Source organism: Rhodospirillaceae bacterium (assembly GCA_016712715.1).
Taxonomy (GTDB): Bacteria; Pseudomonadota; Alphaproteobacteria; order Dongiales; family Dongiaceae; genus Dongia.
Genome location: JADJQM010000001.1, coordinates 271,649 through 288,916, shown reverse-complemented (window position 1 = coordinate 288,916; position 17,268 = coordinate 271,649). Strand labels below are relative to the sequence as shown.

Annotated in this window: 17 protein-coding genes, 1 tRNA gene and 3 pseudogenes; 8 read left to right on the top strand and 13 right to left on the bottom strand. The window is 62.5% G+C overall.

Annotated features, from left to right (window positions below; all coding sequences use genetic code 11):
* Positions 1-171 precede the first annotated feature (171 nt).
* Positions 172-1,731 carry a PAS domain-containing sensor histidine kinase gene (locus IPK59_01475; GenBank protein MBK8157518.1) on the top strand — a complete coding sequence of 520 codons (1,560 nt, stop codon included), beginning with the start codon at positions 172-174 and terminating at the stop codon, positions 1,729-1,731.
* A 23-nt stretch (positions 1,732-1,754) separates the two neighbouring features.
* On the opposite strand, the gene IPK59_01470 is transcribed toward IPK59_01475, so the two are convergent.
* Positions 1,755-1,922, bottom strand: a complete 168-nt coding sequence (locus tag IPK59_01470; protein MBK8157517.1) for a hypothetical protein — start codon at positions 1,920-1,922, stop codon at positions 1,755-1,757.
* Between the two features lie 243 nt (positions 1,923-2,165).
* Here IPK59_01470 and IPK59_01465 point away from each other — a divergent pair, with 243 nt between their 5' ends.
* Positions 2,166-2,645 carry a PAS domain-containing protein gene (locus tag IPK59_01465; GenBank protein ID MBK8157516.1) on the top strand — a complete coding sequence of 160 codons (480 nt, stop codon included), beginning with the start codon at positions 2,166-2,168 and terminating at the stop codon, positions 2,643-2,645.
* 14 nt (positions 2,646-2,659) lie between these two features.
* Here IPK59_01465 and IPK59_01460 read toward each other — a convergent pair whose 3' ends face one another.
* The 7 genes from IPK59_01460 to IPK59_01430 all read right to left on the bottom strand — a co-directional run bounded on the left by IPK59_01460 (position 2,660) and on the right by IPK59_01430 (position 9,418).
* Positions 2,660-3,091, bottom strand: coding sequence for a CBS domain-containing protein (locus tag IPK59_01460; GenBank protein MBK8157515.1), 432 nt, complete (start codon positions 3,089-3,091; stop codon positions 2,660-2,662).
* 142 nt (positions 3,092-3,233) lie between these two features.
* Positions 3,234-4,181, bottom strand: a complete 948-nt coding sequence (scpB, locus tag IPK59_01455; protein MBK8157514.1) for an SMC-Scp complex subunit ScpB — start codon at positions 4,179-4,181, stop codon at positions 3,234-3,236.
* Complete coding sequence (locus tag IPK59_01450; protein MBK8157513.1) at positions 4,174-5,112, bottom strand: segregation/condensation protein A; 939 nt, start codon at positions 5,110-5,112, stop codon at positions 4,174-4,176. The genes scpB and IPK59_01450 overlap by 8 nt, the downstream gene beginning before the upstream one ends.
* Positions 5,112-5,786 carry a site-2 protease family protein gene (locus tag IPK59_01445; protein MBK8157512.1) on the bottom strand — a complete coding sequence of 225 codons (675 nt, stop codon included), beginning with the start codon at positions 5,784-5,786 and terminating at the stop codon, positions 5,112-5,114. Before IPK59_01445 ends, IPK59_01450 begins: the two co-directional genes overlap by 1 nt.
* A gap of 98 nt (positions 5,787-5,884) precedes the next feature.
* Positions 5,885-6,889: a beta-N-acetylhexosaminidase gene (gene nagZ / locus IPK59_01440; GenBank protein MBK8157511.1), complete on the bottom strand. Its 1,005-nt coding sequence runs from the start codon at positions 6,887-6,889 to the stop codon at positions 5,885-5,887.
* A gap of 24 nt (positions 6,890-6,913) precedes the next feature.
* The gene (locus IPK59_01435; protein MBK8157510.1) at positions 6,914-8,095 is read right to left on the bottom strand and encodes an SPOR domain-containing protein; all 1,182 of its coding nucleotides are present in this window, start codon (positions 8,093-8,095) and stop codon (positions 6,914-6,916) included.
* 129 nt (positions 8,096-8,224) lie between these two features.
* Positions 8,225-9,418, bottom strand: a complete 1,194-nt coding sequence (locus IPK59_01430; GenBank protein ID MBK8157509.1) for a deoxyguanosinetriphosphate triphosphohydrolase — start codon at positions 9,416-9,418, stop codon at positions 8,225-8,227.
* A gap of 234 nt (positions 9,419-9,652) precedes the next feature.
* On the opposite strand from IPK59_01430, the gene erpA reads away from it, so the two are divergent.
* Both erpA and xth read left to right on the top strand, forming a co-directional pair.
* Positions 9,653-9,994, top strand: coding sequence for an iron-sulfur cluster insertion protein ErpA (gene erpA, locus IPK59_01425; protein ID MBK8157508.1), 342 nt, complete (start codon positions 9,653-9,655; stop codon positions 9,992-9,994).
* Between the two features lie 15 nt (positions 9,995-10,009).
* Positions 10,010-10,803, top strand: a pseudogene (xth, locus tag IPK59_01420) (exodeoxyribonuclease III).
* A 76-nt stretch (positions 10,804-10,879) separates the two neighbouring features.
* On the opposite strand, the pseudogene IPK59_01415 reads toward xth, so the two are convergent.
* Positions 10,880-11,604 (bottom strand): annotated as a pseudogene (locus IPK59_01415) (phosphocholine cytidylyltransferase family protein).
* Positions 11,605-11,853: 249 nt separating this feature from the next.
* On the opposite strand from IPK59_01415, the gene IPK59_01410 reads away from it, so the two are divergent.
* A tRNA-Asn gene (locus tag IPK59_01410) sits at positions 11,854-11,929 on the top strand.
* A 51-nt stretch (positions 11,930-11,980) separates the two neighbouring features.
* Here the strand turns inward: IPK59_01410 and IPK59_01405 are convergent.
* Positions 11,981-12,762, bottom strand: a pseudogene (locus tag IPK59_01405) (class II glutamine amidotransferase).
* Positions 12,763-12,778: 16 nt separating this feature from the next.
* Entirely contained in the window at positions 12,779-13,351 is a 573-nt protein-coding gene (locus tag IPK59_01400) for a cysteine dioxygenase family protein (GenBank protein MBK8157507.1), read from the bottom strand.
* A 203-nt stretch (positions 13,352-13,554) separates the two neighbouring features.
* On the opposite strand from IPK59_01400, the gene IPK59_01395 reads away from it, so the two are divergent.
* From IPK59_01395 to IPK59_01385, 3 genes are all read left to right on the top strand, one after another.
* Positions 13,555-13,992, top strand: a complete 438-nt coding sequence (locus IPK59_01395) for a hypothetical protein (protein MBK8157506.1) — start codon at positions 13,555-13,557, stop codon at positions 13,990-13,992.
* A gap of 112 nt (positions 13,993-14,104) precedes the next feature.
* Entirely contained in the window at positions 14,105-14,446 is a 342-nt protein-coding gene (locus tag IPK59_01390; protein MBK8157505.1) for an EamA family transporter, read from the top strand.
* A complete protein-coding gene (locus IPK59_01385; protein ID MBK8157504.1) occupies positions 14,443-14,937 on the top strand; it encodes a GNAT family N-acetyltransferase in 495 nt (164 codons plus the stop codon). The genes IPK59_01390 and IPK59_01385 overlap by 4 nt, the downstream gene beginning before the upstream one ends.
* A 17-nt stretch (positions 14,938-14,954) precedes the next feature.
* Here IPK59_01385 and IPK59_01380 read toward each other — a convergent pair whose 3' ends face one another.
* Together IPK59_01380 and IPK59_01375 are read right to left on the bottom strand one after the other, a co-directional pair.
* Positions 14,955-16,217, bottom strand: a complete 1,263-nt coding sequence (locus IPK59_01380) for a diaminopimelate decarboxylase (protein ID MBK8157503.1) — start codon at positions 16,215-16,217, stop codon at positions 14,955-14,957.
* 114 nt (positions 16,218-16,331) lie between these two features.
* Positions 16,332-17,261 carry a phosphotransferase family protein gene (locus IPK59_01375; GenBank protein ID MBK8157502.1) on the bottom strand — a complete coding sequence of 310 codons (930 nt, stop codon included), beginning with the start codon at positions 17,259-17,261 and terminating at the stop codon, positions 16,332-16,334.
* Between the last annotated feature and the right edge of the window lie 7 nt (positions 17,262-17,268).

The window sequence follows — 17,268 nt, the reverse complement described above, 5'->3', positions numbered from 1 at the left end:
CTGCTTTCCGCCAGATTCAGCCAAGTTCACGCTGGTATCAGCAATCGGCATGCCACTCACTGCCATAGGAATGGCGCCCTCTAAGATGCGGTCACTGGCAACTAGGTTGTCCCCACACGACCGAAAAGGGTAACATCCTCACCCGCCGTGAACTTTTTGCTCAGGGGCGCCGTGAATCCATTGGATTTCCATCGCGTAGTCTTCGAAAGCGTGGATATCGGCATCTACATGACGGCGCATGGCGGTCGGCTCCTGACCGTCAACAATGCCCTCGCCCATATGATGGGTTTCCGATCAGCTGAGGAAATGCTGGCACAGGTGGCTGAGAACGCCGCCCATCTTTACGCCGACCCATTGCAGCGCGGCCGATTGCTGCAGCAGGTCGCCCGGACAGGGCATCTTGCCAACGAAGTGAGCGAGATGGTGCGCCCCGACGGCGGCCGGTTGTGGATCTCTGAATCCGCATCGATGCATGCCGCCGGCGCGGACCAGGCTGTCTTGATCGGCACCGTCATCGACATCACCGCTCTCGTGCAATCGCAACAGGCCCTCCGGTCGGCGGAGGAACGCTATCGCAGCCTGTTCGAAAACGCGCTCGACGGTACCTATATCACCAGCCTCTCCGGCCGCATGATCAGTGCCAACCAGGCGCTGGCCAAGATCAACGGCTACGACACGCCCGAGGAACTGATCCGAGCCGTCAACGACATCGCCATCGAATGGTATGTCGATCCCAAGCGGCGCGCCGAGTTCGCCTCGGTCGTCGAACGGGACGGCAGTGTGCGCAACTTCGAATCCGAGATCTTTCGGCACAAGACGCGGGAGCGAATCTGGATATCCGAAAATGCGCGCCTGGTCCGCGATGCGCAGGGCAGGCCGCAGCATTATGAAGGTACGGTCGAGGACATCACCGAGCGCAAGGGTTTTGAACGCCAGCTAATGCTGGCGCGGCGCGAGGCGGAGACTTCCAACCGCGCCAAGACCGAGTTTCTGGCCAGCATGAGCCATGAACTGCGTACGCCGCTCAATGCGATCATGGGCTTTTCGGAATTGATCGAGCTGATGACCCGCGACGCTCCGGAGAATGCGCGGGTCAATGAATATGCCAGCGACATTCACTCAAGCGCCCATATCCTGTTCCGCTTGATCGAGGAAATTCTCGACTATTCGAAACTCGAATCCGGCAAGGCGCATATCGACGAGAACGAGGTCAATCTTGGCGAGATCATCACCCAGTGCACCACAATGGTCTCGGCCCGCGCGCGCAAGGGCCAGATCGACATCGACGTGACACTCGCCCCCGACCTGCCGATGATACGCGGCGACTACCGGCGCATTCTCCAGATTGTCCTCAACCTGCTCACCAACGCCGTCAAATTCACGCCGCCGGGCGGCGCCATCACGGTCAAGGCAGCTCAGGAATCCGACGGCGCCACCTGTCTCACCGTGGCCGATACGGGCATCGGCATTCCGGCCAAGGACATCGAACGGGTGTTTGAGCCCTTCGTGCAGGTCAACCGCTCTGCCTTTCACCAGCAGGAGGGCACCGGACTGGGACTGGCGATCTGCCGGAACCTGATCGAACTGCACCAGGGGCGAATCGACATCTTCAGCCGACCGGGCGAGGGCACCGAGGTCCGCGTCACACTTCCGGCGGCGCGGGCGATCCGCAAGGCGGGGACCGGCGACAGAACGGCGGACTCCCGCAGGAGTTCACCGCTCCACCGCTGAAACCGATCTCAATTTTTAAGAGATTAACGCGCGCTCCATGGTCCGGCGTAGGGATGCAACGTGCCGGTGCAATATCCGACATTGGTAATCATGCCATTGCCGCTGCAATTGGTGTCGAAGATACGGCTCTCGGCGCATGCAGCGAGGAGCAGCAGCGAGGCAACAATAATAAGTTGAGTATGTCTAATCATCTGGACCTCCCAAAAGACGACCGAACGAGCACCAAGGCAAACGGTTTGCCCTGGCCCTTCTTCAGTCAAGAACACAGGCAACAACGTCAGTTAGTGTGGAAAGGTTGCGTAGTAGATGAAATAGATCGTATAGCATGGTAAATTAAAGATATTTATTGGCAGGACGGCGCACAACAGGCCTGAATGACGCAGCACCTTCTTGGGAAGCCGTAGCGTCAACGGGCATAGAGCGGCGATGGCGAGATGACCGAGATCGATACCGAACAGCCGTTTGATATTCCCGAACCGCGCCTGCGGTCACTTTACGATTACTGGCACAGCAAGATGCACGGCTCAGCCCTGCCGGCGCGCACCGATATCGATCCACTCGAAATGAAGGAATGGCTCGGGAACCTGATGCTGATCGAGTTCCATGGCGATGTGTCGAGCTACCAGATCCGCCTCGACGGCACCAATCTCGAGCATTATTACGGCACCCGCCGCACGGGTTTCGGCGTCGAGAAGCTGACCTCCGAAGAAGAGCGCCACCTGCTCATGGAGCAATACAGCGCCGTGCTCGATGCCAAGCGGCCGGCCTATTACGAAGCCGAGTTCACCAACAGCGACGGTGTCTATTCCCGCCAGGCAAAACTCATCCTGCCCCTATCCGCTGATAAGGAGAAAGTCGACATGGTGCTGGTCCGAATCTATTTCCGGCCGACGGACCAGGCTGAGGCTTTCTAGAAGCAGCGCCGCCGTCACCCGCGCACGATATAGTCCCGCAGCGATTCCGCTTCGCGCTCGGCATCTTCGACGCGCCGCTTGACCACGTCGCCGATCGAAATCATGCCGATAATGCGGCCGTTGCTGCGCACCGGCAGATGCCTGAACCTGCGCTGCGTCATCATGGCCATGGTACTCGCCACCGAATCCTCCGGCGCGCAGCACACGACGGTCTTGGTCATCATGGAACTCACCGGGCGGCTGAGGACAGCGGCGCCCTCTCGTGCGATCTGACGCACGATGTCGCGCTCCGACACGATGCCGATCATCTCGCCACCGGACTCCAGCACCGGCACCGCGCCGATATTCTCTCGGGTCAGGACATTTGCCACGTCACCGAGGCTGTCGGTTTCCTTCACCGATATCAGCCTGTCGGGCTTTTCCTTGAGGATGCTCGCAACGGTCATCGCAGCCACCTCTTTCTGCGGCTGATATGTCAGCCATCAGGAAATAGCGTAGCGTGGATTTTGGCTAACGCAATGCTTTTGCCGTGTGGCGGTCACGGCACCGACCGGAATCCCAGCGCAGTGGGACTATTTCAGGAATTGCTCACCGCGCGGTCCGCCCGTCCAGGCGCATCGCCGTCGGGATCGTCTTCCTCATCCGCTTCCTCGGCGGCTTCGTCGTCATCGTCATCGTCATCGTCATCGTCGTCATCATCGTCGTCGTCGTCGTCGCCATCGTCGTCGTCATCTTCGTCGTCGATGGCAACAATTTCTTCCGCAGGTGCGAAGGCGGCCGCGGCTGCTTCCTCCTCGACACGCGCCAGCAGCTCGGCCTCATAATCATCGTCCGCGACAGCGCCTCTTCGCCGGCCACCTTGGCCGGGGCGCCCTCTTCGTCGCTCTCCAGCTCCGGCTCGCCCCGCAACTCGATGGCTGCCGCCGCCTCTTCCTCTTCGCTGCCGTCGCCGCGCAGGAGCTGCCCGGCAGCACCGCCCTGGGTCCCCAGGGTCGAGATTGCCGAACGCGCATCGAGCAGCCCGGCGGCGCGCAGTTCCTCGACACCCGGCAAGGCTTCGCAGCTTTCGAGGCTGAAATGCTCCAGGAAGCCGGTCGTGGTACCCCAGGTCACCGGGCGGCCCGGCGTCTCGCGACGGCCCTTCGGCTTGATCCAGTCGGCTTCGAGGAGCGAATCCAGCGTGCCCTTGGAAATCGCCACGCCGCGGATCTCTTCAATCTCGGCCCGTGTCACCGGCTGGTGATAGGCGATGATCGCCAGCGTCTCGACGGCGGCACGGGTCAGCTTGCGCACGACCTTGCGTTCGATCGACATGCGATGCGACAGGTCGGGTGCGGTGCGGAACGCCCAGCGATCCTCGAACTGCATCAACACGACACCGCGATTGGCATAGTGCCCCTTCAACTCCTCAAGCAGGCCTTTGACGTCGGCATCGTCCGGCAGGCGATGCGCCATCACCTTCTCAGTGAGCGGCTCGGCGGCTGCGAACAGCATCGCTTCCAGGAAGCGCAGGGTCTCGAATCTCTCTTCACTCATGATGGGTCACTTCACTCGGATGGGTCGCCGGCAGTGGCTCGGCTCGCTTCATGTAGATCGGGCCGAACAGGCCGTCCTGGCGCAGATTGATGATGCCGGAACGGGCGAGCTCCAGCGAGGCGGCAAATGTGGCGGCAACCGCGGCGCGGCGCTGCAGGGGCTGGCGCAGGCCCTCCGGCAGGAAGTTCTGCAGGATGGTCCAGTCCAGTGTCCGCCCGATGATGTCGCCGATGCGCTTCAACGCATCGTCCATCGAAAAGAGGTCAAGCGGCTGGATCTGCAACATGCCGTCGCGCTTGCGCCCCGGATGGGTGCCATAGGCTTTGAGGAGTTCATAAAGCGACAGCTCGAAAACCGGAATGTCGACCACCTTGATCGGCTCCGGTGCACCGCGCAGGAAGGTGTCGCGGCCCAGCTGCGGCAGGTTCAGCATCGCCTGGCCGGCCTTCTGCATCGCTTCCAGGCGCTGCAGCTGGAACGCCAGGGCGGCCGCCAGCTCGACGCCGCTCGGTTCGCCATCGGCCGGCGGCTCAGGCAGCAGCAGCCTTGATTTGAGGTAAGCCAGCCACGCCGCCATGACCAGATAATCGGCCGCCAGTTCGAGGCGCAGCTTCCGTGCATGGTTGATGAAGGCGAGATACTGATCGGCCAGTTCCAGGATCGAGATCTTCTTCAGATCGACCTTCTGGTCGCGGGCCAGGGCCAGCAGGATATCGATCGGCCCTTCATAGCCATCGAGGTCCAGGCGCAGCTCGGCGTCGTCATTTGCGGCAACCGGGGGCAATTCCTCGCCTTCGTCCGGCGCTGTCGGCTGGTCCCCGGATTCCGGGCCGCTTTCAGGGGTGATTTCTTCGCCTGGCACGGCCGTGCCCTCGGCGACAATCGGTGTCTCCGGCGCATCCGTCTCGTCGTCGGCGGTCCAAGGCGCCATCAGCTTTTCAGCCCCGTCAGGGTTGCGATAAGTTGCACGAGATAGTCGGAAGCCGGGCCCAAGAGCCAGCCCAAAGTATTGAGATCCACGCCCAACTGATTGCCGATCATCGGCAGGATGAAGATGAGGGCAAGCAGGATGAACATGCCGTAGCGTTCGGTGCGGTAGAAGGGCCGCGCCAGCGACGGCGGCAGCAACCCGGCGAGCACCCGCCCACCATCCAGCGGTAATAAAGGCAGCATGTTAAAGACTGCCAATATCACATTGAGAATGATGGAATTTAGCAGGGTGAGATGCGCCCACTCCGCCACGCCCGACGGCGCCAGATCGACCACATGCAGCAGCAAGGCCGAGATGATCGCCAAAGCAAGGTTCGTCCCTGGACCGGCCGCAGCCACCAGGATCATGTCGCGCCGGAAGTGCTTCAACCGGCGAAAATTGACCGGCACCGGCTTGGCGTAACCGAACATGAAGGGCGAATGCAGGAAGAACAGCATGGCCGGCAGCAGGACCGTCCCCACGGGGTCGACATGCTTCAAGGGATTGAGCGTCACCCGGCCGAGCTTGTAGGCCGTGTCGTCGCCCAGGCGCCAGGCGGCGAAACCGTGCGCGGCTTCATGCAGCGTTATGGCCAGCAGCACGGGCAGCACCCAGGTGGAGGCCACCCGGATCATCTCGCCGATATCGGCTTCGTTCACAGCAAAACTCCTAGAATGAGCGGTTCCGCCGATATGATATGCGCCCGCGTCGATTCCAGGCTAATCATTCAATATCAGGCCATTAGCGCGGAAAGCTCTTCTGCAAGATCAGCCAGATCGAAATCGGGCTCGGCATTGAGGCGCTTTTGGCCTTGTTCATATCGGGCGAGTCCGACCGCTGACAAGGGCTTTGCACCGCGGACGACCAGCTCCATCTCGGCCATGTCCCCATTGCAATGGAGCACCACGTCGCAACCTGCCTCCAGGCTGCTCTGGGCGAGCTCGTCGAGACCGCCTTTGAGCGCCTTCATGGAAAGATCATCGGACAGGAGCAGCCCGGCAAAGCCGATCTCGCCGCGGATGATCTCGGCGATTACTGTGGGGCTCAGCGTCGCCGGTTGTGCTGGGTCGAGGGCGGTGTAGACGATATGGGCGGTCATCGCCCAGGGAATGTCGTGGAGCGCCCGGAAGGGCACGAAATCGGTGTCCACCAGGGTGTCGAAATCCGTGTCGACCCGGGGCAGTTCAAAATGGCTGTCGACCGCCGAGCGGCCATGCCCGGGGATGTGCTTGATGATCGGCATCACCCCGCCCGCCAGCAGCCCCTCCGCCGCCGCGCGGCCGAGATCAGCGACCAGGAACGGATCGGTGCCGAAGGCCCGGTCGCCGATGATGTCATGGGCACCCACCGCGCGCACATCGACCAGCGGCGCGCAATCGACATTGATGCCGAGTTCCAGCATCTCGCCGGCCATCAGCTCATGATTGAGACGCACGGCCTGCGCGGCCCGGGCGCGATCCTGTGCCGCGATGGCGCCAAAGCGATCGGCTGCCGGCGGATGCCGCCAATGCGGCGCTTTGAGGCGCGCGACGCGGCCACCCTCCTGGTCGATGAGGATCGGCGCGTCCGGCCGCCCCACGCAATCGCGGAGATCCCGGGTCAGGCGCCGCACCTGCTCGGGCTCGATCAGGTTGCGGGCAAAGACAATGAAGCCAAGCGGATCCGTGGCTTTGAAGAACGCCCTCTCCGCCGCCGTCAGTTCCGGACCGGCGCAGCCTAGAATCGCCGCCAATGGCATTGTCGCTCTCCCCGATGTATCGCTTTAGGTAGCGACGATACACGCTTGATTTTTTTGCTTTAATTGGCCGCAAACTTCTTTCGCCGCGGCCTTGTCCTGGAACGGACCAGCCTGGATGCGGAAGAACACCTCGCTGGCCGATTTCTCGAACCTCTCGACATGGAGGCTGAGCCCGCCCAGAACGTCCGGGTGCAGCTTCTGGAGCCGCGCCCATTCCGTCTTGGCGGCCTCTTCCGTCTTGACCGCGGCAAGCTGGATCCGCGCATTGCCGCTGACGCCTGGCTCGGCAGTAGCCGTTTGGGTCGGTGCCGTTTCAGCGACGGGCACCTCGGCCACAGGTGCAGGCTCAGCGACGGCCGGCGTGGTGTCCTCAGATGCCGGCGCGGCGGCAGGATCGGTCGCAGGCACTGTGCCTGCATTGTCCACAGCCGCGGTATCAGTCGGCGCAGGCACGGTGGGAATGGCATCGACGGCTGGCGCCGTGACCGTCGGGATGGTTGTCTCGGCAGCGGGCGCCGTGACCGCCGGGACCTCGGGTTCAGGCACCACCGGCGGGGTCGCCGGCTGTTCCGGCGCCGGCAGGACTGTTTCGCCCTCGACTGGTGCCGCAGAGTTCTCGCCATTAAGGATGGCGACATCCTGGTTCGGCACGTCGAGGCCGCCCTCGTCGGCGGGTTTCACCTTTTCGGGCGTCGCCTCGGCCGTCACGACCGGGATCGGTTCATTACTGTCGTCACCGCCACCGCTGAGATACCAGAACCCGGCCAAGGCAATGACCAGCACGCCACCTGCCAGCAGGCGATTGCGCAGGCGGCGCTTGCGATGCGCCGCTTCCGCATCCGCATCCGGGAGATCGGCCAAGGGCGGCGGCGTGGTGCCGATACCGGCCAGGAGATCCGGCTGCTCGGTGGACTTGAGGCCAGTCATGCGCGCAAACGGCGTGTCCAGCATATCGCCGCCGGATTTCCCCTGGTTGAGCGCCATGCTGGGATCCGGCGCCTCTAGCCCCGGTCCCACGTCGAACAAGGGTTCCGGCGCCGTCAGGATGGGTTCAGGCTCGCGCGCGACCTGCTGCGGCTCAGGCGCGGGCGCATGGCCAGGAGCGGGCGCGCTCGGCGGCGTCGGGGCAAGCTCACCGCGCAACCGGCTGAGCGCTGCTGCGACATTGGCTTGGATCTGATCTGGCCGGGGTGGTTCCGTCGTCATCTAACGCTGTCCTTGACGCCATTCATGCGCGACGGGAAAAACCGCGCCGCAATGACGAATCAAACCAGTTTTATCCCGAGTCGGTCAAGACAAAGGCCTGTGATGGCTTGGGTTAAGATATAGATTTGCTTAGGATTTTTCTGAAACAACCATGCTGCCGGGCAGCAGCCGGGCATGGGTTTCAAGGGCGAATTTGTCGGTCATGCCTGCGATGTAATCGGCCACTACCCGCGCACGCTGGCGGCGGTCCGTGCTGGTGGCCTCCCGCGACCATTCCGATGGCAGCAGATCGGGCTGATCGAGATGCAGCCGAAAGAGATCCGCGACCACCTCCTTGGCATGGGCCATGGTCCGGTTGATTCGTTCATGCCGGTACATGCGCTCGAACAGAAAGCGCTTGAGTCCGATGTCATGTCCACGCATCTCAGGCGAAAAGGCGATGATCGGTTCGTCGCGCTGGCGGACATCAACGGGCGACAGCAGATGGCCAGCCGCGATCCGCCGCTGGCTCTCGGTGAGCACATCGCTCACCATCACATTGATCATGCGACGCACGGCTTCATGGATGAGCCGCGTCGTCTCAAGCCCCGGATAGATCTTCCCCACCTCGGCAAAGACCGGTCCTGCCAAGGGCACGTCCGCAAGATCCTCGACCGCGAACAGTCCGGCGCGGAGACCATCATCGATGTCGTGATTGTTGTAGGCGATGTCGTCGGCCAGGGCCGCGACCTGGGCCTCGGCGCTCGCGAACCCATCCAGTTCCAGCGACCATTCCGCATCGAAATCGGCAATCGTCTGCGGCACGCCATGGGCGAGGCTGCGCGCCCCTGCCCGGCTTCCCGTCAACGGCCCGTTATGCTTGACGATGCCCTCCAGCATTTCCCAGGTGAGGTTCAATCCGTCGAACAGCGCATAGCGCCGCTCCAGGCTGGTCAGCACACGGAAGGTCTGCTCGTTGTGATCAAACCCGCCCAGTTCCACCATGCAGGCATTGAGCGCCTCCTCCCCGGCATGACCGAAGGGCGGATGGCCAAGGTCATGCGCCAGCGCCAGCGCCTCCGCCAGATCCTCGTTGAGGCCCAGCACCCGCGCGATGGTACGCGCGATCTGCGCCACTTCCAGGCTGTGGGTCAGGCGCGTCCGGTAATGGTCCCCCTCGTGATAGACGAAGACCTGGGTCTTGTGCTTCAGGCGCCGGAACGCCGCCGAATGCACCACCCGGTCGCGGTCGCGCTGATAGACCGAGCGCATCGGGCTTTCCGTCTCGGCCAGGCGGCGGCGGCGACTCTGCTGCGGGTCTGAGGCATAGGGCGCAAGTTGCATGGCGGCGACCGTATCAGGCGATATCCCGGCTTGCCACCAGGATTGGATGCCGATCTTGATATGGCCGCCCCTGCCCCTTGATCAGGCTGGACAAATGGCCACCGAGGGGAAAAAACACAAGCGGGGGAAGGGCATAGATGCCAGCCATGCAGGACAGGCGTTTGACATTCTTGGGCAACGCCCTAAATACTGCCTCAACCGATGAAACCTACTGAAGTGACCCCCATGGGCAACATGATCGAAGCACCGCACCAGGTGACCGTCAGCGACAATGCGGCCAAGCGCATCGCCACCCTAATCCAGATGGAAGGCGACGCGGATTTGATGCTGCGCCTCTCGGTCTCGGGCGGCGGCTGCTCGGGCTTCCAATATGGGTTCTCCTTCGACAAATCCCAGCAGCAGGACGACCGCGTCTTTGAACGCAACGGCGTCAAGGTCGTGATCGACGACACCTCGCTTGAACTGCTGGCCGGCGCCGAGATCGACTTTGTCGAAGACCTGGTCGGCGCCTCGTTCCAGATCCGGAACCCGAACGCCTCCTCAAGCTGCGGCTGCGGCAACTCCTTCTCCGTCTGACCGCCGTCTTCTCCAGTGAAGATCGCGACCTTCAACGTCAACTCGCTGCGCGCGCGTCTCGCCAACGTGCTCGACTGGCTGCGTGACGAGAAGCCGGACGTGGCCCTGCTGCAGGAAATCAAATGCAGCGACGCGGAATTTCCGCGCTTAGAAATCGAGGCCCTCGGCTATCACGCCCAGGCCCTCGGCCAGAAGAGCTATAACGGCGTCGCCATCCTATCGCTGACACCGTTAACGGTCACGCAACGAGGTATGCCCGGCGACGATACCGATGAGCAGGCGCGCTACCTTGAAGCCATCGTCGATGTGCCGGACGGCAAGCGCTGGCAGAAGCTCCGCGTGGCCACGATCTATCTCCCCAACGGCAACCCGGTCGAGAGCGAGAAGTATCCCTACAAGCTCGCCTGGATGGAGCGCTTGCGCCGCCACGCGGCCGAGCTTCTGAAACTGGAAGAGCCGACGGTGCTGGGCGGCGATTACAACGTCATCCCGACCGACAAGGACGTCTACGATCCGGTCGCCTGGGCCGGCGATGCGCTCGCCCTGCCGCAGACCCGCGCCAAGTTCCGCGAGATTTTGAACCTCGGCTACACCGAGGCCTTCAATCTCCTCCACCCCGAAGGCCATCGCTACACGTTCTGGGATTATCAGGCCGGCGCCTGGTCGCGCGACCACGGCCTGCGCATTGATCACTTGCTGCTTTCGCCGCAGGCCGCCGACTGCCTCGAAGCCTGCGAGATCGACAAGAAGCCCGCGCGAAGGAAAAGCCCAGCGACCACACCCCGATCTGGTGCGAACTGAAGTTGTAAAGCTCACGCAGTTCTAACTCGTGGATGGTCCGCCTGCGCAGACCATGACAAGTTGTAGTTGGTACCAAACGAGTTTCTAGAACTCCGTCACCAACTGCGACACCCGCTCATGGTCGGCGGGGAAATCCACCTCGCCCCAGAGCTTGCCTTCGATGCTGCAGGTCTCGACCTGGTGATGCTCGGCGATCTGGCCGATGGCGCGGAGGTACCACCACTTCACACCTTCCGGCGTGTACATCAGGCTATCCAGCGTGTCGGTGAATAGCTTCGGGCCTTCTCCACGGAACAGCAGCATGCCGATCGATTCACCGTTTGTGCGTTCCGGCGGCAAAGTCTTTCCGATCTCGAGGAGGCGCGTGCCCTTGAGGTGCACTTTCATATCGTCGGAGTCATACGACTCCTTCTTGTCGATGGTGACGGTGATGGGCGCCTTGGGGCTTGCCATCAGGGTCTGGAAGATCTGCGGCTCGATCACGGTATCGCCGTTGAGGATGACGAAATCGCTGGCCATCTCATGGCGCGCCATCCAGCAGGAGGCGAGATTGTCGGCAAGCTTGTAGAACGGGTTGTAGATCGTGCGGATCTTGAGCTTGGGGCTCTCCAGCTTCTTCAGCAGGTTGACCACATCCTGCGCGTGATAGCCGACCACCACCGCGATCTCGTCGACGCCGCCTGGGTCAGCGCCCAGATCTGCCATTCGATGAGCGTCTTGTCGCCGAGCGGCAGCAGGCATTTCGGCCGACCTTCGGTCAATGGCAACAGACGCGAACCCTGGCCCGCGCTCAAAATGACGGCCTTCATGGAAACTCCGATGGCTAGCTTTGCCCAGGCCGAACGCCCGGGCATCTGGATGGCGCCGGAGAATCGTGAATGTGGCGCCTGCTGTCAACCCCTGGCGGTCCTGGGTGTGACAATTGGCGCCGCCAAAAATGGTCGTGGAATCAGGCGGTTGACGATGCGATACGGCCGAAAGAAAGCTGTTGGCATCGGGCCGGGGCTTCTGCTATATGCTGGCCCATCGCGCCGGACCGCAAGGCCCAGGCAGCGTATTCCTCGATAGCTCAGTTGGTAGAGCGTCGGACTGTTAATCCGCAGGTCGCTGGTTCGAGTCCAGCTCGAGGAGCCAATTCACTACGGCGCGCCCCAAAGGCGCGCCGTAGTCGTTTGGCCCCCCCATTCAGGCGGAAAGCGCTGGCCTGAACGGCACCATGTCGACCCGCACATTGCGCTCGGTCACCAGCATCTGGCCGGCCGGCACTTCGTGCCAGCAGCGCTGGTCGTCATCGAGCGGCTCCGAGACGATCAGCAGCTGATCGTCCTCATAGCGCCAATAGAGCGAGGTGGCGTCTCGTCGGTGGCAAAGCGAATGGCATAGATCGAGGCGCCATCCGTCACCACCGAGGTAAAGCGCAGTGGCTCGCCGATATCGGCCGCCTTCATAATCTCGACCACCGCGCCCAGCGTGCGCTGGATGGCATTAACCGGATCGGTGTCGAGGCCCATCGACAGCATCAGATAGAAGATGAGCTCGCTATCCGTCGTCCCCAGCCGGTGGACATAGAAACTGTCATCGACCAGGGCTTCGATGCGCCGCCGGATGCGGTCATATCCGCCGATCTGCCCGTTATGCATGAACAGCCATTTGCCGTGGCTGAACGGATGGCAGTTGGCGCGCGAAGTGGCTGTGCCGGTCGAGGCGCGCACATGGGCAAGAAACAGGCCCGAACGGATCTGATGGGCGATCGAGCGCAGATTGGCATCGTTCCAGGCCGGCAGGATGTCGCGGTATGTCCCCGGCACCGCGCGCTCCGCATACCAGCCGATGCCGAACCCGTCGCCATTCGTGGTGACATGGCTCTGGCGCGCCCGCATGCTCTGATGGATGAGCGAGTTCTCGGTTTCGAAGATGATGCGGTCGAGATAGATCGGGTCGCCGCAATAGGTCAGCCATCGGCACATGAGTTGCTGTTCTCCTTCAACCGGCACTTTCGTAATGCGGCACCTCGATGAGGCGGCGCGTGCCGGCGGCGACGTCGTAGATGTGAAACGAATCCATGTTGCGCCCATAGAGGTGCAGGCTGACACACATCTGCCGCTCGTCCGGCACGCCGGTCATGTGGATATGATCCGGATTGGGCACGAAGCTCGATATCGCCGAGGGGCACAGCAGCGTGACACCACCGCGCTTGAGGCCGATGCCGCTGTCGCCGTGGATCTCGCCCGCAACAGACATGTAGGCGCGCTCCTCCAGCATGCCGCGCACCACACCGACCACACCCCAGCTGCCATGGTCATGCACCGGCGTCCATTGGCCGGGCAGCCAGACGAGAGCAAAGAGCGAGAGCTCCCCCTTCGGACAGATATAGATGGCATTGCGCGCATAGTGATCCGGGTCGGATCTGTAATGCTCGTCCGAGAGAAACGCGTCGGCATCCTTGATCAGCTCATGCATCAAGGGTGCTATGGCCGTGACCCGGTCCTGCGGCGCCGGCATGCTGGCGACCACGCCATTGCATGCGGCGATAAAGTTGGTCAGAGACTCATGCATCACATACCCCGGATGGGCCCGTTCCGTGCCGGGCTAAGCGTTCCTTGCCCGGCAATTTGAAGAACCGCCCTGATTCACGCAAGCTTATATGTAAAATAGTTAACGCGATATCAAAGGGATAAGCCGCCTCGCCCCCTGGAGGGCGTCTGGCACGGGACATGCTTCTGAATTGCCAGGAAACTCACCCATCCGAGGCTACCGCCATGCGCATCGCCCATCTGTCCCTCCTCCTGCTGCTCGGCACAGGCGCCTGCACCTCGACCGATCTGCTGGCGAAGCCCGACATCACCGCCCGTCTCGACCAGACCCCGGAGGTGATGGCGAACTGCCTCACCACGGCCCTGGCCAATGAATTCCGCGGCACGATGCCCGACCTCCTCTTCTTCGGCCCGAAGGCCGAGATCAGCGTGTACGCCCCGCGCGGCGGCCTCATCGCCTTCATGACGGTCGAGCCCCATCCCAACAACAAGTCGATGGTGAAATTCTACAACGGTGACCTCTATTGGCCGACCCATCAGGTGAGCGGCATGTTCCCGGACATGGCTCGCGACAATTGGCACCGCGCCGACGCCGCGATCCGCGCCTGCGCCCCCGTCGCCGCCCAAGTGCCGAGTGATGCATTTGCGGCCCCGGCCAGCTGAGTCCCGTCCACTGGAACCCAGGCGACCTCATCCTCGGTTGCAGCGCGAGGCCCGATCAGTCAGGATCGGGCACGCAGCACCGGGTGGGGAGAAAGCCGTGATCGGCAAGGAAATGCTGGCCGCCTTGGGCCTCTATGTCGTCATTCTGTCGTCCGGCCAATTGCTGTTCAAGAAGGCAGCGCTGAGCACCGGCACGATCAGCGCCCTCGCCGACGTGCGGATGCTGTTCCAGAATTACTGGCTCTGGCTGGCGCTTATTCTCTATGGCGTCGCCACCGTTTTGTGGGTCGCCATCCTGCAGCGCGTGCCGCTCTCGACCGCGGTCCTCTTCAACGCGCTCTGCTTCGTCCTGGTGCCCTTGAGCGCCGCCCTCTTCTTCGGCGAAGGCCTTGGCTGGCGGCATGCGGTCGGCATCACCCTCATCGTCTCAGGCTTGGTCGTCGTCGCGCGGTGAGTGCATCGGTTACCGTCGAAGCACTCACGCCGGACTCAGCAGATCTGTTGACCGTCGCCGCCTGGCTCAATGCCGAATGGGGCCGCGAACTTGGCTATACACTTGACGAGACCATCGCCTGGTGCCGCGACGTCGCCAACTCGTCTGTCGAGGATCTTCTCGTGGCACGCCAACAGGACATTTGCGTCGGCTCGGCGATGCTCCTCAAGGATGACCTTTATCGGGGCGATGAACTGTCGCCCTGGCTCTCCAGCCTCTATGTCCGACCAGAAAATCGCGGCAAGGACGTGGGTGCAGCCCTTGCGTCGGCAGCGATCGAATGCGCAACCAGGCACGGTATCGATATCGTCTATCTCTACGCCGAGAAGGGCAAATTGATCGACTATTATCGCCGCCTGGGCTGGTTTCCCTACGCCATGTTCGAGCGCGACGACAAGACGTTCATCATCATGCGGACCCGACTGCCCGCCGGTGTAATGCCCATGTCGTGATGCCCATGTCGTGATGCCTATGTGAGCGCGTGCTCCTGCTGCATCACCGTGAAGCTCAGATCCTGGTCCGGCCCGGACACGCCATAGACCGTGATCGCCGGCAGGCTGTTATAGACAAAGGGCGTCGAGAAATAATAGGCGGCGGTATCGTGCAGCATCACGAAATCGCCCGGTACCAGCAGCGGCAGCGGCCGCGCGTGTGCCACGACGTCGCCCGCAAAACAACAGGGCCCGGCCACGTCCTGCGCGATCCTGGGACCCGATTTCGGCCGCGCCTTGCCGTCCAAGGCACTGACGCGGATCTTCCACATCTCCGGCATGAACACCGTGCGCGTCGCCACCTGCGCGCCGGCATGGGTGATGGCGATGGGATGTCCGCCCTGCTCCTTGGTGTACTCCACCCGCGCCAGCATGAACCCGGCCTTGGCCAGCACCGACCGGCCGAACTCGGTCACGATCCGGAACTCGCCCGAAAACAGCCCCGGCACGCCGCCGCGCAACGCAGCAACATAATCGGCAAAGCTCGGCGTCACGAGATCGTTCTCGAAATTGACCGGCAGCCCACCGCCGATATCGAGAGTCGTGATCTGCTTGCGGCCGAGCGTCACGTTGATCTCATGGGCGAGGGCAAAGGTCTTGGCGATGCCGGCGACGATGAGATCGAGCGGGCAGCCTTGCGACCCCACATGGGTATGAAGGCAGCTGAGCCAGGGGCGGCTCGCATAGGCATTCATGATCTGCTGGCGGTTGTCGCCATCCTCCAGCCCGATTCCGAACTTGGAACTCAGCGTCGCCGTGCTCATGGCGGCGATGCTGCCGCCGCCCACCTGCGGATTGATGCGGAGGCCGACGATCGAGCGTGACGTGTTCTTGGCAAGCCAGGCATCGACCCGCGCCAGTTCCTGGAAATTGTCGATATTGAGGGTCGCCCCATGGCTGAGCGCCGCGTCGATTTCCCAATTCGTTTTCGCCGGGCTGTCGAACACGATCTCACTACCACTGAAGCCCGCCGCCACCGCCGCCTTGTACTCGCCGGGGCTCGCCACTTCGCAAGCCATGCCGAGGCTCCGGATGAGTGACAGCACCGGCGGCATCGTGTTGGCCTTGGCGGCGAAGGCATGCTGGAAGAAATTCGGAAAGGATGTTCGGAGGTCGTAGATCGCCGCGCGCAACGCATCGGTATCGATGATGCCGATGAGGGCCGCATCCTCGACCATAAAACCATTCTCGAAGGCGCTGGCCGCGATGGCGGCCTTGCGCGGTGAAACGGTGTCATCCATCTGGGATATCCCTATGACGCATATTTTGGCAGCGCCATAGAGACCGGAAACACCCGGGAAAGGCAACCCTGCTGACGTACTCTCAGGCTTGCAGGGATGGCATGGCAGCCTGGATCAGCCGTCGATGGTGGCCTGGATGCTGCGCCCGAATGCCGGCGATCCCATCAGCGTCTTGCAGCGCTCGAAGCGACCCACCGCATAGGCCCAGAAATCATCGGCCGGATTCTCGTTCACATGCTGGATGATGCCCCACAGCGTCCACAGCAGGTCGCACATGGCCTTGTAGAGCACCACGCGCCCCCGCTCACCGGCCGGGACACGGCCGTCGAAATAGGCTTCCAGCAGGGCCGCCTCCTGGTCCGGGCCGAACCCGGCCTCGACCGACAGATCGCCCAAATCCCACATCGGGTCATTGTTGCCGGCATATTCCCAATCGATCACATAGACCATCTCGCCCGTGTCGAGGAAGTTCTCCGCCAGGGGATCGCAATGGCACGGCACCGATGGCAGCGGCCGCGTGGCCAGCGCCCGCCGCACGCTTTCCGCCTCGCGTTTCACATCATGATAGCCATCCGGCAAGGGTGCCGCCTTGCGGGCGAGGATCTCGAGATATTCGTCGATCATCTGGAACAGCTCGAACCGGTTGAGGAACGGCCGCGTCGAGCCATGCACCTTGCGCAGCGACTGGGCCGCGCGCCGGACCGAGCCCAGATCCTTGAACCGCTCGGTATTCATCGTCTGGGCCTGGTCGATAAAGCCGGCGAGCTGAATGCCATCCGTGTCATCGAAGAAGATGAGCGGCGCATTGACCCCGATGTCCGACGTCACCCGGGCCGCATGCCCTTCATTCCTGCGCGAGATATACTCGCTCGTCCCCTCGCCGGGAATGCGCAGCACGAACTTGCCCTTGGGCGTTCCCAGCAGATAGTTCCTGTTGGTCAACCCGCCCAGTCTTTCTGTCGTGACGTCATCGACACCGAGACCGGCCAGCAGCGGAATCCGCCGCAGGGCATCCGCGATCGCCTTGCTCTCTCCTTGTTCCATCGAACAG